The organism is Sphingobium sp. TomMM35A, from assembly GCF_054771735.1.
The window spans coordinates 1,151,959-1,166,552 of record NZ_BSRC01000001.1 but is presented as its reverse complement, the minus strand read 5'-3'; the positions used below and the strand labels follow the sequence as shown (position 1 = coordinate 1,166,552).

At 61.9% G+C, this 14,594-nt stretch carries 16 protein-coding genes; 5 read left to right on the top strand and 11 right to left on the bottom strand.

The window, feature by feature from the left end; all coding sequences use genetic code 11:
* The first annotated feature begins 187 nt into the window (after nt 1-187).
* Complete coding sequence (locus ACYU8T_RS05765) at nt 188-652, top strand: EF-hand domain-containing protein (RefSeq protein WP_201514109.1); 465 nt, start codon at nt 188-190, stop codon at nt 650-652.
* A gap of 11 nt (nt 653-663) precedes the next feature.
* Here ACYU8T_RS05765 and trmFO read toward each other — a convergent pair whose 3' ends face one another.
* On the bottom strand, nt 664-2,016 hold the full coding sequence (trmFO, locus tag ACYU8T_RS05760; protein ID WP_461158795.1) for a methylenetetrahydrofolate--tRNA-(uracil(54)-C(5))-methyltransferase (FADH(2)-oxidizing) TrmFO: 1,353 nt from the start codon (nt 2,014-2,016) through the stop codon (nt 664-666).
* A 62-nt stretch (nt 2,017-2,078) separates the two neighbouring features.
* Between trmFO and ACYU8T_RS05755 the strand changes: the two genes are divergently transcribed.
* Nucleotides 2,079-2,495, top strand: coding sequence for a VOC family protein (locus tag ACYU8T_RS05755; protein WP_461158794.1), 417 nt, complete (start codon nt 2,079-2,081; stop codon nt 2,493-2,495).
* A gap of 39 nt (nt 2,496-2,534) precedes the next feature.
* On the opposite strand, the gene leuA is transcribed toward ACYU8T_RS05755, so the two are convergent.
* Nucleotides 2,535-4,205 carry a 2-isopropylmalate synthase gene (gene leuA / locus ACYU8T_RS05750; protein WP_461158793.1) on the bottom strand — a complete coding sequence of 557 codons (1,671 nt, stop codon included), beginning with the start codon at nt 4,203-4,205 and terminating at the stop codon, nt 2,535-2,537.
* Nucleotides 4,206-4,471: 266 nt separating this feature from the next.
* Here leuA and ACYU8T_RS05745 point away from each other — a divergent pair, with 266 nt between their 5' ends.
* Nucleotides 4,472-5,035 carry a DUF1993 domain-containing protein gene (locus ACYU8T_RS05745; RefSeq protein WP_461158792.1) on the top strand — a complete coding sequence of 188 codons (564 nt, stop codon included), beginning with the start codon at nt 4,472-4,474 and terminating at the stop codon, nt 5,033-5,035.
* Between the two features lie 77 nt (nt 5,036-5,112).
* Here the strand turns inward: ACYU8T_RS05745 and ACYU8T_RS05740 are convergent, their stop codons facing one another.
* The 6 genes from ACYU8T_RS05740 to miaA all read right to left on the bottom strand — a co-directional run bounded on the left by ACYU8T_RS05740 (nt 5,113) and on the right by miaA (nt 10,760).
* Nucleotides 5,113-5,736, bottom strand: coding sequence for a YceI family protein (locus ACYU8T_RS05740; RefSeq protein WP_461158791.1), 624 nt, complete (start codon nt 5,734-5,736; stop codon nt 5,113-5,115).
* Nucleotides 5,737-5,930: 194 nt separating this feature from the next.
* Nucleotides 5,931-6,950, bottom strand: coding sequence for a ketol-acid reductoisomerase (ilvC, locus tag ACYU8T_RS05735; RefSeq protein ID WP_461158790.1), 1,020 nt, complete (start codon nt 6,948-6,950; stop codon nt 5,931-5,933).
* A 154-nt stretch (nt 6,951-7,104) separates the two neighbouring features.
* Nucleotides 7,105-7,620, bottom strand: a complete 516-nt coding sequence (ilvN, locus tag ACYU8T_RS05730; protein ID WP_066523989.1) for an acetolactate synthase small subunit — start codon at nt 7,618-7,620, stop codon at nt 7,105-7,107.
* A complete protein-coding gene (locus ACYU8T_RS05725) occupies nt 7,620-7,970 on the bottom strand; it encodes a hypothetical protein (protein ID WP_461158789.1) in 351 nt (116 codons plus the stop codon). Before ACYU8T_RS05725 ends, ilvN begins: the two co-directional genes overlap by 1 nt.
* A complete protein-coding gene (locus ACYU8T_RS05720) occupies nt 7,967-9,715 on the bottom strand; it encodes an acetolactate synthase 3 large subunit (protein WP_461158788.1) in 1,749 nt (582 codons plus the stop codon). Before ACYU8T_RS05720 ends, ACYU8T_RS05725 begins: the two co-directional genes overlap by 4 nt.
* Before the next feature lie 100 nt (nt 9,716-9,815).
* Nucleotides 9,816-10,760, bottom strand: a complete 945-nt coding sequence (gene miaA / locus ACYU8T_RS05715) for a tRNA (adenosine(37)-N6)-dimethylallyltransferase MiaA (RefSeq protein WP_461158787.1) — start codon at nt 10,758-10,760, stop codon at nt 9,816-9,818.
* Here miaA and serB point away from each other — a divergent pair.
* Nucleotides 10,759-11,637: a phosphoserine phosphatase SerB gene (gene serB, locus ACYU8T_RS05710; protein WP_461158786.1), complete on the top strand. Its 879-nt coding sequence runs from the start codon at nt 10,759-10,761 to the stop codon at nt 11,635-11,637. The two genes, miaA and serB, sit on opposite strands and share 2 nt — an antisense overlap.
* A 27-nt stretch (nt 11,638-11,664) precedes the next feature.
* On the opposite strand, the gene ACYU8T_RS05705 is transcribed toward serB, so the two are convergent.
* On the bottom strand, nt 11,665-12,426 hold the full coding sequence (locus ACYU8T_RS05705; RefSeq protein WP_461158785.1) for a MauE/DoxX family redox-associated membrane protein: 762 nt from the start codon (nt 12,424-12,426) through the stop codon (nt 11,665-11,667).
* Nucleotides 12,427-12,497: 71 nt separating this feature from the next.
* On the opposite strand from ACYU8T_RS05705, the gene ACYU8T_RS05700 reads away from it, so the two are divergent.
* Nucleotides 12,498-12,902, top strand: coding sequence for a MerR family transcriptional regulator (locus ACYU8T_RS05700; protein WP_461158784.1), 405 nt, complete (start codon nt 12,498-12,500; stop codon nt 12,900-12,902).
* Here the strand turns inward: ACYU8T_RS05700 and ruvX are convergent.
* Nucleotides 12,899-13,363, bottom strand: a complete 465-nt coding sequence (gene ruvX / locus ACYU8T_RS05695; RefSeq protein ID WP_461159756.1) for a Holliday junction resolvase RuvX — start codon at nt 13,361-13,363, stop codon at nt 12,899-12,901. The two genes, ACYU8T_RS05700 and ruvX, sit on opposite strands and share 4 nt — an antisense overlap.
* A gap of 5 nt (nt 13,364-13,368) precedes the next feature.
* Nucleotides 13,369-14,487: a DUF3089 domain-containing protein gene (locus ACYU8T_RS05690; RefSeq protein WP_461158783.1), complete on the bottom strand. Its 1,119-nt coding sequence runs from the start codon at nt 14,485-14,487 to the stop codon at nt 13,369-13,371.
* Nucleotides 14,488-14,594 lie beyond the last annotated feature (107 nt).

The following is a 14,594-nucleotide window of genomic DNA, read 5'->3' as shown; positions in this document are numbered from 1 at the left end:
ATTCTTGGCAAGGAGCGGCTTCTACCCAACTGTCCGCGGTGGCCGAGACTATGGCGACCCATGCGTTTGGCCTACAGCTTGGCGCGAAACGACATTGTTCAAGGACGACCGTCCCCCAAAGGGCTGACGCTCCGGCTTTACATGCGGCTGATATGGCTGATGCTGACTGAAAGATGAGGGAATTTTCGTGGCACGTATAATGGCGGGCGCTGCGGCGGCGTTGCTGCTGGTGGCGGGGGGACTTTTTTGGTGGCAGGGGCGCGCAACCACTCGGCCAGTCCCCGAAGCCGTGATGGCGCCACCACCTCCTCCCGCATTGGAAGCATTACCGGAAGGGGATCCCGATGCCGTGGGCAAAGCGCTCCCTTCGCCGGGAGAGGCGAGCCCGCAGAGCCGGGAGCAGAAGCGTTTTGCCCGTTATGACCGCAACCGGGACGGCTTTATCACTCGCGGCGAGATGCTGGGCAGCCGGGTCAAAGCCTTCAAAGCGCTCGACAAGGACAAGGATAACCTGCTTTCCTTCGAGGAATGGGCCGTCGCTACGTCAGATCGCTTTGCCGGAGCGGACGCGAATGCGGACGGCAAGCTGACGCCAGCAGAGTTCGCGACAACGGCACCCAAGCGGAAGGCGCCAACGAAATGCCGATGCTGATCGGCGCGGCGTCAGTTCATCTCAAACGCGTCGACCCATTGCGATAAGGACGATCGCGCGCGGGCGGTATAGGCCTCCTTGCGCTGCTTCTTCTTCACGTCCTCGAGCGGCGGGAACAGGCCGAAATTCACGTTCATCGGCTGATAGTCGGCCGTCGCGATATTTCCGGTAACATGCCCCAGCAGCGCGCCGAGCGCCGTGTCGGCAGGCGGCGGTGCGATGCGCTGGTTGAGTAACTCAGCAGCAGCGAAGCGTCCGGCAAGCAGCCCGATCGCGGCGCTTTCGACATAACCTTCACACCCGGTCATCTGTCCGGCAAACCGGATGTGCGGCGCACTTTTCAGTCGCAGGGTCGCGTCGAGAAGCTTGGGGCTCTGGATGAAAGTATTGCGGTGCAGACCTCCAAGCCGAGCGAATTCAGCCTTTTCCAGCCCCGGAATTGTGCGGAACAATTCAACCTGGGCACCATGTTTGAGCTTCGTCTGAAAGCCGACCATGTTCCACAACGTGCCTGACGCGTTGTCCTGCCGCAGTTGAACGACGGCATAGGGCCAGCGGCCTGTGCGCGGATCGTCCAACCCCATTGGCTTCATCGGGCCGTGCCGCAAAGTCTCCGGGCCGCGGGACGCCATGACCTCGATAGGCATGCAGCCTTCGAAATAGGGCGTGTTCGTCTCCCACTCCTTGAACTCGGTCTTCTCCCCGTCGAGCAGTCCCTGGACGAAGGCCTGATATTGATCCTTGTTCATTGGGCAGTTGATATAGTCCTTGCCCTCTCCACCGCCGGGGCCGATCTTGTCCCAGCGGTTCGCCATCCAGCATTTATCCATGTCGATGCTGTCGAAATGCACCACCGGCGCAATCGCATCGAAAAAGGCGAGATGATCCATGCCTGCCGCCTCGCCGATACTGGCGGCCAGCGCCGGGGCGGTGAGCGGCCCTGTCGCGACGATCGTCATGCCCTCGATTGGCAGCTTGTCGATCCGTTCACGCACGATCTCGACATTGGGATGGTCGGCAAGCGCGCGCGTCACGCCTTCGGAAAAGACATGTCTGTCGACGGCCAGAGCCGACCCGGCGGGGACCTTCGCGGGTTCCGCCTGTGCCATGATGAGCGAACCAAGCCGCCGCATTTCCTGATGCAACAGGCCCACCGCGTTCTTGTCCGCATCGTCGGAACGGAAGCTGTTGGAGCAGACCAGCTCCGCAAGGCCATCGGTCTGATGCGCCGGGGTCATGTCGCCAGTGCCTCGCATTTCGGACAGGCGCACCTTCACTCCCGCCTGCGCCAATTGCCAGGCCGCTTCCGACCCCGCCAATCCGCCGCCGATAATATGTACCTGATGGCCCGTCGCTTCGTCCATTTTCCCGTCCATGCGTTGATGCACGGCCTGTAGGTCAATCAGCAGCAAAAGGAGAGCGTAAAATGATCGATCATATCGGTATCGCGGTCAGTGACGCTGGACGGTCCCGCGAGTTTTACGATCAACTTCTTGGGGCGATAGGCTTGCAGCATTTGATGGCCATCCCGGCTGCCGACAATCCGAGCGGCGGCGAGGTGCATGGCTACGGCCGGGACAATGATCCCTTCTTCAGGATCGGCGACAACGAAGCGGTGGGGGAGGGTACGCATATCGCGTTCCGCGTCGAAAACCGGGCGCAGGTGCACGCCTTCCACGCAGCGGGGCTCAGGGCCGGCGGGCGAGATCATGGCGGCCCCGGCCTCAGGCCCCATTATGGCCCGAGCTATTATGCGGCTTTCATCCTCGATCCAGACGGCATCAATGTGGAAGCCGTATGTCATGCTGAGGTCGATCTCAGCGCGTCCGACGAACTGTCCTAGGGCAGGCAGCGTTTATCGGCTGCTGCCTGCCCTTGTGCATCAGTACCCAGCCACGCTGTTCGCGGCGGAAAGCACCGCCTGAACCGATGCGGTCGCCACGTCGGTATCGGTGCCGATGCCGAATATAGTGCGGCCATCCGGCGTGCGGCATTCGACATAGGCTGCCGCGGCAACGTCCGTTCCCGCGCCGATCGCATGTTCGCTGTAATCTGCGACCTCCAGATCGACGCCCAGATCGTCACGCAGAGCCGCCAGCACCGAAGAGATCAGGCCATTCCCGCGCCCGGAAATGGACCGTTCGCCGCCTTTGTGCGCGATCTTGCCGGTAAAGATGCGGTCGCCCGCATGGCCGGTCTCATTATAGTCGATCAGCCTGTAGGGCTGGTCGCCGGAGAGGCGGTAATGATCCTCGAACGCGGTCCAGATGTCGGACGCGTTCAGTTCGCGGCTGCTCTGGTCGGCCAGCGCCTGCACGACCTTCGAGAAATCCGCCTGCATGCGCTTAGGCAGCTTCAGTCCCTTGTCCTGCTGCAGGACCCAGGCGACGCCGCCCTTGCCGGACTGAGAGTTGACGCGGATCACCGCTTCATAGTCACGGCCCAGATCCTTGGGATCGATCGGCAGATAGGGCACGTCCCAAATCTGGTCGTTGCGCGTCTCCTGAACGGCAAAGCCCTTCTTGATCGCATCCTGATGCGAGCCCGAAAATGCCGTGAAGACCAGTTCGCCCGCATAAGGGTGGCGCGGGTGGACGGGCAGCTGATTGCAATATTCGACGGTCTGGATGACCTCATCGATGTCGGAGAAGTCCAGCCCCGGATTGACACCCTGCGTGTACATGTTGAGCGCGACCGTTACCAGGTCGCAATTGCCGGTGCGCTCGCCATTGCCGAACAGGCAGCCTTCGACACGATCTGCGCCCGCCATCAGGCCCAGCTCAGCCGCAGCGACGCCGGTTCCCCGGTCATTATGGGTGTGGAGCGAAATGACGACGCTGTCGCGCTTGGAAATGTTGCGGCACATCCATTCGATCTGGTCGGCATAGATGTTGGGCGTCGCGGCCTCTACCGTCGCGGGCAGGTTCAGGATCAGCGGACGCTCCGGCGTCGGCTGCAGGATATCCATCACCGCTTCACAGCATTCCAGGCTGAAATCCAGCTCGGCCGTCGAGAAGGTTTCCGGCGAATATTCAAAATGCCAGTCGGTGTCCGGCTGCTTGGCGGCATTGTCGCGCAGCAGCTTGGCCGCGTTGATCGCGATTTCCTTGATCTGCGGACGGTCCATCTGGAATACGATGTTGCGCCACGCCGGAGACACGGCGTTATAGACGTGTACGATCGCCTTCTTCGCACCGCGTAAGGATTCAAAGGTGGTCGCGATCAGATCTTCGCGCGCCTGCGTCAGAACCTGCGGGAAAACATCGTCGGGGATAGCGCCTTCGCGGACCAAGCCAGAAATGAAGTCGAACTCGGTCGCGCCCGCGCTGGGGAAACCGACCTCGATCTCCTTGACGCCGATCTTGATCAGTAGGTCGAAGAAGCGGCGCTTCTTCTCCGCGTTCATGGGATCGATCAGCGACTGGTTGCCATCGCGCATGTCGGTCGACAGCCAGCGCGGCGGGGAGGTGATGACGGCGCTGGGCCATTGGCGATTGGGCAGATCCACCTGCGGGAAGGGGCGGTATTTCTGCGAAGGGTCGGTCAGCATCATGGGAAGCTACTTCTTTATGCAAACGGGCGGCGCGATGCGGGCCCGGTGAAACGACTATCTGCTTGATTATGCCCTTAGGCGTATCGCTGCGTCATTCAAGCGAAGAGCAGCACAAAAACCACGCCTAAGGGCGTGTAAGTCGTAGCAGGGGAAGAAGCGCGCGCTGCATGATGGATCGGCCTTAACCCTTTTCGATGGCGCTCGTCCAGCTTTTGTTGTCGTAAGAGATCGGGTTAACACGCCTCGAATGCAATCAAGGGATCGCCATGTCACTCAACAGCTTACTCGTTCCTACCTATAAACAGATGCTTGCCACTCTGTCAGCTTGGCTTTCCAAGGCCCAGGAGCAGATGGGGGAGGAGGCGGAACGGCTGCTGTCGGCCAAGCTGGCGTCCGACATGTTTCCATTGTCCACGCAAGTCCGCTTTGCCTGCGTGCAGGCACGGGAAGGGGTCTGCCGCCTCATGGGCGAGCAGTTTCCTCCATCGCTACAAGCTCTGTTGGACGAGGGCCGCAATGCCGGGGACAACCCCGGTTCGATCGCAGATGCAAAGGCGAGGATCGATGAGACGATTGCGCTCATTGAAGCTTTGCCGGCAGGGGCCCTTGACGGCGATGAGCAGAGGCCGATCGCACATGCCCTGCCGATAGGGCTGACCTTCGACCTGACGGCGGAGCAATATGCCCGCGACTGGGCCCTGCCTCAATTCTACTTTCACTTGATGATTGCCTATGCGATCCTGCGCAATCAGGGCGTCGATATTGGCAAAGCGGATTATGTCACGCACATGTTCGCTTATGCGCGGCCGGGTACGCTGCCTACGGATTGAAACCCGGCGACAATCCCCGCACCTCTCGGCAAGCGATCGGGGTGGCGAGTGTGGCAGCTCGACACCCCGACCAGCTACTATTTCTGGAACGCTGCGACGATCTTCAGTTCGACGCTGTCGCCGACCATGGGGACGCCATACCCCATGTTGAAATCACTGCGCTTGACGGTGGTCGTCGCCACGAAGCCGACATTTTCCTTACCGCCAGCCATGGCTGGGGCTTTGCCCGCCCCGTAAAAGTCGGCGTTCAGCGTCACCGGCTTCGTCACGCCCTTGATGGTAAGGTTGCCGGTGATCTCTGCACTGGTGGTGCCGTCCGGCTTCACGCTCGTCGAAACGAAGGTCGCTTTTGGAAATCTAGCGGCGTCGAAAAAGTCCGCCTTCATCAAATGCTCGTCCAACGCGGCCACGCCCGTGCGCAGATTGGCGATGGGCACGTCGATCGCCACCTTCGACGCCGCGACATTTTTCGGATCTAGCGTCAGCGTACCGGTCGGCTGCGCGATCAGACCGAAATTGTTCGAAAAGCCCATATGGTCATAGGCGAACGCCACCTGAGTGTGGCCTGGATCAACTTGATAGGTGCCTCCGCTGACGCGAGACGGGTCTTTGGCGCCAGGGGCGGGGGGCATCTGCTGGGCGATGAGGGCCGTGCCGGTCAGGGCGGTCAGGGCAACGGCTGAAATCACGAACTTGCGCATGGACAGGTCTCCAGAAGCGTTCAAGGGACGCGCTACCATAGCGGCGTCCCTTGATTGTTCCAGAGCCGTAATCGGAAACGGAGCGTTCCCGATATGAATTCCGCGCTGCCTGCTTCTTCCTTCATTCCAGCGCAGGCTGAAATCTCCAAAATAGCTCAGAGATCCCAGCTTGCGCCGTGAAGAAGCTGAAAAGCTTAGTTCTTTTCCTTGTCGACCAGCTTGTTCGCGCCGATCCAGGGCATCATCGCGCGCAGCTTGGCGCCGGTTTCCTCGATCTGGTGGCGCTGGGCGGCGATGCGGCTCGCCTTCAGTTCGGGCTGGCCAGCGCGGTTGTCGAGCACGAAGTCCTTGACGAAGCGGCCTGACTGGATGTCGGCGAGGACGCGCTTCATTTCCTTCTTCGTTTCTTCGGTGATGATGCGTGGGCCGGTCTTGATGTCGCCATATTCGGCGGTGTTCGAGATCGAATAGCGCATGTTGGCGATGCCGCCTTCATACATCAGATCGACGATCAGCTTCAGTTCGTGGAGGCATTCGAAATACGCCATTTCCGGCGCGTAGCCAGCCTCGACCAGCGTTTCGAAACCAGCCTGGACGAGCGCGGTCGCGCCGCCGCACAGCACGGCCTGCTCGCCGAACAGGTCGGTTTCGCATTCCTCGCGGAAGTTGGTTTCGATGATGCCCGAGCGGCCGCCACCGACGCCCGAAGCGTAGGACAGGGCAATGTCATGGGCATTGCCGGTCGCGTCCTGCGCAACGGCGATCAGGCAGGGCACGCCGCCGCCGCGCTGATATTCGCTGCGGACGGTGTGACCGGGGCCCTTGGGCGCGATCATGATCACGTCCACGTCCTTGCGCGGTTCGATCAGACCGAAATGGACGTTGAGGCCGTGGGCGAAGGCGAGCGCCGCGCCGGGCTTCAGATTGGCATGAATGTCGTCGGCATAGATCGCGGCCTGATGCTCGTCGGGGGCGAGGATCATGAGGACGTCGGCCCATGCGGCGGCTTCGGCGTTGGGCAGGACCTTGAAGCCTGCACCTTCGGCCTTCTTCGCCGAGGCCGAGCCGGGACGCAGAGCGATGGCGACTTCGGCCACGCCGCTGTCGCGCAGGTTCTGGGCGTGGGCGTGCCCCTGGCTGCCATAGCCGAGGATTGCGACCTTCTTGCCCTTGATGAGGCCGATGTCGGCGTCGCGATCGTAATACACCTTCATTTGACGTTCCTTCTTTGGTCTGCTGGCTCCTGGCGGAGCTTTAATGAGTGCGGCGAGGGGAACCACCTGCGCATGGGAGAGGGGCATCGCCCTCACCCTCCCACTGCTGCGCAGCGGGCCCCTCCCTCTCCCGCGGGCGGGAGAGGGGTCTAAGTCAGTTCGGCTCCTTGCCGCGGATCAGGCCGACTACGCCGGTGCGGCCGACTTCAACGAGGCCGATCTGACGCATCAGGCCGACGAAATTGTCGATCTTGTCCGTCGTGCCGGTGATCTCGAAGATGAAGCTTTCGATCGTCGTGTCCACCACCTTGGCGCGGAAGACATCGGCGAGGCGCAGCGCTTCGATACGGTCTTCGCCGGTCCCGGAAACCTTGACCAGCGCCAGTTCGCGCTCGACGAAGGGGCCGTTGGCGGTGAGGTCCGTCACCTTGTGCACCGGCACCAGGCGATCGAGCTGCGCGATGATCTGGTCGATCACCTTGGGTGGGCCGTTGGTGACGATGGTGATGCGGCTGATCGCATGATCGGGCGTGATGTCCGCCACGGTCAGGCTGTCGATATTATAGCCGCGCGCGGTGAACAGGCCGGCGATGCGGGCGAGGATGCCCGCTTCGTTGGTGACCGTGAGCGACAGGACGTGCCGTTCGCTATATTCTTCCTGAATGTGCATCAGATGCTCGTTCCGTTATCCGGTTCTTCTTTGCGCTCGTGGCGCTGGGAGATCATTCCCGTGAAGGCATAGTGCCAGCTGCCATCGCTCCGATGGGCGAGGCGGACGGGAAAGCCCGCGATCGCATCGAACATGCGGGTCAGATGCTCCCCCACATAGCGGGGGCTGACCAGCAGGCGGCCGATATGGCGGTCGTGGAAATCGAAGCCCTCATCCAGATGCACTTCCCATGCTTCATTTTCCGAATCTTCATGGTCCACGGTCCAGCCTTTCAGCTCGGCCGTGCCGCTGATCCGTTCGAAGTCGAAGGGTTCGCTCACATGGATGCGGAGCTTCAGATGCTGCGTCACACCAGAGCCTTTGCCTCGTCCGACATGATGCCTTCGACCTGGCTGGGGTCGAGCAGCATGTCGGTATGGGCCGCGCCCGACGGGATCATCGGGAAGCAGTTGGAAAGCTTCGCCACGCGGCAGTCCACGATCACCGGACCGGGCGTGTCGATCATTTGGGCAATGCCCGCTTCCAGTTCCTGCGGTCCTTCGATGCGGATGCCCGTCCAGCCATAGGCTTCGGCCAGCTTCACGAAGTCGGGCAGGCTGTCCGAATAGCTGTTGGAATAGCGGCTTTCATAGGTCAGTTCCTGCCACTGGCGGACCATGCCCATATATTCATTGTTGAGGATGAAGACCTTCACCGGCAGGCGGTACTGGCTGGCGGTGCCCATTTCCTGGATGTTCATCTGGATCGAGGCATCGCCCGCGACGCAGACGACCAGGCTGTCGGGATTGCCGACCTGCGCGCCGATGGCGGCGGGGAAGCCATAGCCCATGGTGCCAAGGCCGCCGGACGTCAGCCATTTATTGGGTTCGTCGAAACCGAAATGCTGGGCGGCCCACATCTGGTGCTGGCCGACTTCGGTTGTGATGATGACGTCCTTGGACGAGCGCGAAGCCTTGTAGAGCTGCGCGATCGCTTCCTGCGGCATGATCTCTTCGTGGCTTTCGGGATAGGCGAGGCTGTTGCGGGCGCGCCAGCCTTCTATCCGGGCCCACCATTCGGAAAGGTCCGCAGGCTTGTGGCCGTGCGTCTTCCAGGCGGTGATCATGTCAGTCAGCGCATTGCCGACGTCCGCGACGATGGGCAGGTCCACCTCGACCGTCTTGTTGATCGAGCTGCGGTCGATGTCGATGTGGATCTTCTTGCTGTTGGGCGCGAAGGCATCGAGGCGGCCGGTGACTCGGTCGTCGAAGCGGGCGCCGATGCAGACGATCAGGTCCGCCTTGTTCATCGCCCAATTGGCTTCATAGGTGCCGTGCATGCCCAGCATCCCCAGCCATTGAGGCGAGGAAGCGGGGAAAGCGCCAAGGCCCATGAGGGTCGAGGTGACGGGCGCACCGGTCAACTCCGCCAGCTCGCGCAGGAGCGTGGACGCCTTGTGGCCGGAATTGATGACGCCGCCGCCGGTGTAGAAGACCGGGCGTTCCGCCTTCGCCAGCATCTCGACAGCCTGGGCAATCGCGGAGGCGTCGGCCTTGGTCTGCGGCTTATAGCTCGCATGTTCAAAGCCGAGCGGTCGGGCGTAGGGCGCGGTTGCGATCTGGACGTTCTTGGGAATGTCGACAACGACCGGGCCGGGACGGCCGGTGGTCGCGATGTGGAACGCCTCATGGACTACGCTGGCGAGCTTAGCCGGGTCCTTGACCAGATAATTATGCTTCGAGCAGTGGCGGGTGATGCCGACCGTGTCTGCTTCCTGGAAGGCGTCGGTGCCGATCAGCTGCGTGGGAACCTGGCCGGTGATGACAACCATGGGGATGGAGTCCATCAGCGCATCGGTGATGCCGGTGACGGCATTGGTCGCGCCGGGGCCGGAGGTGACGAGGACGACCCCGGGCTTGCCGGTCGAGCGCGCATAGCCTTCCGCCATATGGGTCGCGCCCTGTTCGTGGCGGACAAGGACGTGGCGGATCTTCGGATGGTTGAAAAGCGCGTCATAGATGGGCAGCACCGCGCCGCCCGGATAACCGAACACGACCTCGACCCCGAGGTCGATCAGGCACTCAACCAAAATGTCCGCGCCGCTCTTTTCGGCCACGATAAATCCTTCCACTGGATGCAGGTTGCGCCCTCTGCCCTGCAAGAGGAGCATTGGCAAGGTGGGTGCCTCTATTCGACATAAAATGGCAAGTCAATACCTATATGAGCAACTTTATTACAAGTTCTTCGACTATTTCGTCATCAATCTTCCGCTGTTCGATCGGCCAAGTCGGCGGAGGTTGGCGAGAAAACCAGGTATATTGGCGTTTGGCGTACTGGCGAGTGGCGATACGTCCCTTCTCCAGCATGGTCTCGCGGTCAATCTCGCCCTGCAACCAGCCCCTGATCTCAGGAACTCCAATGGCGCGCATCACCGGCAGGTCGGGGGACAGGTCGCGGGCAAGCAGGGCCTCGACTTCCTGCACCGCGCCTATATGCACCATCTGCTCGAACCTGCGGTCGCAGCGCGCGATCAGCCAATCGCGCGGGGGCAGCAGGATAAGGGGAGAAAGATCAATGCGCTCCCCAATTCCTCCCCTCTTTTGCTGCTGCCAGAAGCCAAGCGGTTTCCCCGTCGAACGCACCACTTCCAGTGCGCGCGCAACCCTTGTGCTGTCGGCCGGTGCCAGCCGTGCGGCAGCCGCCGGATCTTCGATCGTCAGCGCGGCGTGAGCATCGGCGACGGCCATGGAGCGAACGAAGGAGCGAATGTCCGGATCGATCTCCGGGACCGGCGCAATCCCGTCGAGCAACGTGCGCAGATAAAGGCCGGTGCCCCCCACAAGGATCGGCAGGAGCCCTCTCGCATGCGCTTTGTCGATTTCGATGCTGGCTTCAGCGGCCCAGCGGGCTGCGGTGCACGCTTCCGCTCCGTCGATATGGCCAAAAAGGCGATGCGGCACGCCCCCCATGTCTTCGGCGCTTGGCCTCGCCGACAGGATGTGCAGATCGGCGTAGACCTGGCTGGCGTCGGCATTGATGACGATCCCATTGGCGGATTGAGCCAGCCGAACCGCCAGCGCGCTCTTGCCGCTGGCAGTGGGTCCGGCAATAAGCGCGACGCGCGGGCGGGATTCGCCCTTCGATGTTTCAGGAGTGTCCATGTTCGTCGCGACCTTAGTGGCAAGTGCTGCCTTGAGTCAGGAGGATATTGCGGAAGCCGTCGCCCGGCTCGCCACGGCGGGTTGCGCGCCGGTGGATAGCAAGTGGCTGGACGAGGACAAGGCTGCCGACATCTTCTTCGGCAGCGATCCCGTGGCCGCACGCGCGGCCTTGACCGGAATTGGGGACAAGGTGGACGTGATCGTTCAGCCTGCCGAAGGGCGTGAGAAGAAGCTGCTGATTGCCGACATGGATTCCACCATGATCACTGTGGAATGTATCGACGAACTCGCAGACTATGCCGGGATCAAGCCGCAGATCGCCGAAATCACCGAACGTGCGATGCGGGGCGAACTGGACTTTGCGGGCGCGTTGCATGAGCGCGTCGCGCTTCTGAAGGGGCTGGCGGATGAGGCGATCGATCAATGCCGTGCGGAGCGGGTCAAGATCATGCCCGGCGCGCGCGCCCTTGTCCGCACCATGAAGGCGAGGGGGGCTCAAACCCTGCTGGTTTCTGGCGGCTTCACCCGCTTCACGGGTCCCGTTGCCGAGGAAATCGGCTTTGATTGCGCGGTAGCCAATGTTCTCGAGATCGCCGACGGCGCGTTGGCCGGAACGGTGACGTTGCCGATCGTCGACGCTTCCCGGAAGCTGCAGGAACTGGAGGCGGCGATAGCAGCAGGCGTCGACCGGACGCTCACGCTCGCGGTAGGTGATGGTGCTAACGACATACCGATGATCCAGGGAGCAGGACTGGGCGTCGCCTATCATGCCAAGCCCAAGACCCGCCAGGCGGCGCATGCCGAAATCGTCCATGGGGACCTGTCCGTGCTGCTCTATGCTCAGGGCATTGCGTCAGCCCATTGGGTGGAAGCCTGACCATCTGCGCGCCGCTTGCCGCCAGCTTCAAAGGCGCGCCAGCATCCACAACGCCATCGCCACCATCATCAGATTTTCGGTGAGCGACACGAAACCCAATGGCACATTGCTGCTGCCGCCGACGCAGGCGCATTTCAATTCGCGCTTGTCGATATAGACGGCCTTGAAAACCGATGCCGTGCCGATGCCGCCGATGAACAGCGCTACCGGTATCGAAAGCCAATGGAACAGGCCGGTCAACATCAGCACGCCCGCACCCAGTTCCAGGAAGGGATAGGCCTTGCCATATGGCACATAGCGGCGGGCCAGCAGGTCGTAGTTCAGGAACATGGTCGCGAACCGGTCGACATCCTGAAGCTTCACCATGGCGAGGAGCATCATGGTGATTGCGATGAAGCTCTCCACCGTCATGACGCTGACCAGCGGCATCGCGGTTAGCCAGCTTACCGCGAGCGCCAGCAAGGCGCCCACAGCGAAGACGGCGATCACGGGCACATAGCTGGTATCTGAAGGGTTGGCGACTTTCATGCCGAAAAAGCGCCGGAGGTCGTCATGGCCGCCAATCCGCTCGCCTTCGATGAAGATCTGGGGCGTCGTCTTGACGTCGTGCTCGCGTTTGAAGGCGTCGGTCTGCTCCCGGCTCGTGAGCCAGTGATCCTCCACCTCATATCCCTTGTGCCGCAGCAGCCAACGCGCTTTCAGGCCGTAGGGACAGGTGTGGCCCGGCATCACCATGCGATAGAGGACTGCTTTTCGGGGGTGGGTGGCCGTGGCGGCATTGGGGCTCATGGCATCTCTTTCACTTGGAGAGTTTTGGTCTCCACCCCATATGGGTTCCGTACCATGGTCCGGAGTCAAGCATGTCTATGACGATTTCTGGTCTGGCGCGCGCAGGCGGCGTTGGCGTCGAGACGGTGCGCTTTTACCAACGGCGCGGCTTGCTGGAGATGCCGGAGCGCGGCGCTCGCGGTCCGACGTCCGGCATAAGGCGCTATGAAGATGGGGATGTGCGCCGATTGAAGTTCATCAGGTCAGCGCAAGCGGCAGGCTTCACATTGGAGCAGATCGGCGAGCTTTTGCAGCTGGATGCGGGGCAGGACCGAAAGCGCGCGAGGGAACTGGCGGCCGAGAGGCTGGCGGCGCTCGACCGCAAGATAGCCGAACTTCAAGCTGCACGAGACTCGCTTCGCAGGCTGTCGAGCGCATGCAACGCCTCTGACGATGGACCATGCCCGATCATCTCCGCGTTTGACGGACCGGGTTAAAAGCCCGCCATCAATCCATCGATCGCGCCTTGCAGGATGTAGCTTGCAGCCAGCTTGTCGACCAGTTCGCCGCGCCGCGCCCGGCTTGCATCTGCCTCCAGCAGCGTTCGCGTGACGGCCTGGGTCGACCATCGCTCGTCCCACAGCAGTATCGGAAGCCCCAGGTCAGCGATGTTGCGCGCAAAGGCACGGCTGGCCTGGCTACGCGGGCTTTCGCTGCCGTCGAGGTTGAGGGGAAGGCCGATGACGACACCCTTCACCTGCTGCTGTTCGATGAACGCAGACAGCGCTATCTTGTCCTTGCTGAATTTGCCGCGCGAAACCGTGTGTGCCGGACTAGCGATCGACCAGCCAGCGTCGCAGAGCGCGAGGCCGATCGTCTTCGTGCCGACATCCATGCCGAGCAATCGCCCACCTTGGGGCAGGGCCTCACGAAATGCCGCGCGATCGGTGGTAAGCAGCACGCTCACGACTTTGCGAAATTCGCCAGGCGGCGGCGGGCGTCTTCGCGCACGTCGCCCCAGAAGAGGCTATAGTCGTAGACATGGTAATTATTGCCCGGAAGGGTGAAAGGCCCCATGTCGATCGACTCACCGATCATCAATATGCCGCTACTCTCGCACCGCGCCGGTACGACGCCCTTGAGCAGACGGGGAGGCTTTCCTTCCTCTCGGCTGTCCAGCGTTCCTTGATTGGCGCTGGCCGGAGCAGCCCCGTTGAAGGTGCCTGTTATAGGATTGGTGCAGAGCATATGGGTGTCCTTGCGCGGCCTTCCGTTGAACCCGGCCTTGCGCTCAAAACTCTCGATCATCGGCGAAGGATCAGCGGGCTCCGCATAGCTTTGCCAGCTGAGGATGCAGCGCGTCTGATCGCTCCGCGCACATGCGGGCAGGCCGAGGGCGGGCAAGTCAGCCTCCACAGAGACGGGCCAGCCCACTGCGTAGACCGCAGCGACACGGGAAGCCACCGGCTTGCCTGCCACTTGGTCATGGAGCAGCTGGAGCAAATGGCGCGAACCCTGGCTATGTCCGGCGAGGATGATCGGACCAGCCGGATTTGCCTTCAGGAAAGCGGCAAAAGCTTGGGAAACATCCCTGTATGCGGCGGCCAAAGCCTGCTCACCTGCGGGCTTGCCGGTGAGGAATGCGCCGTAATTCGCCTGCCGGTAGCGCGGCACCCAGACATTGCCGACCGCATTGAAGGCGCTCGCCTGCGCTTGCACAAACCGGCGGGCGGTCGCCAACGCATCCTTGTCGTCCAGCCGCATGTTCCAGTGCGCGCTACCAAAAGCAGTTATGTAGGACGTGGGGTGAATGAAAAAGACCGCCGCCTTTTGCGGCACCGGTTCATCCTTTTGCCCGGCCGGTTTCCACAACGCGGGATTGTCATGCCGGATATCCGGGCGGGATATCCACATCTTCGCATCGTCATAGGCGTTCGCCGGTAGCGGAGCGATGGGAGTGAAGGCCTCGCGCGGCACCATCACCGCGCGGATCAGCTCCATGCCCCAGATGCGATAGACCAGCAGCGCCGCGAGAACCAGCACGATCAGGCTGGCGACGACATAGAGGAACTTGCGGGCCAATGCTTTGCTCTCCTTCGGCCGGCAGGGCTCCATAGGCTGCGTCGGGCGGCGCCTGTCTGGCGCAGCCGATCCTCACGCGCAAGTGCGGACTTGAAGCGGACGTGAGC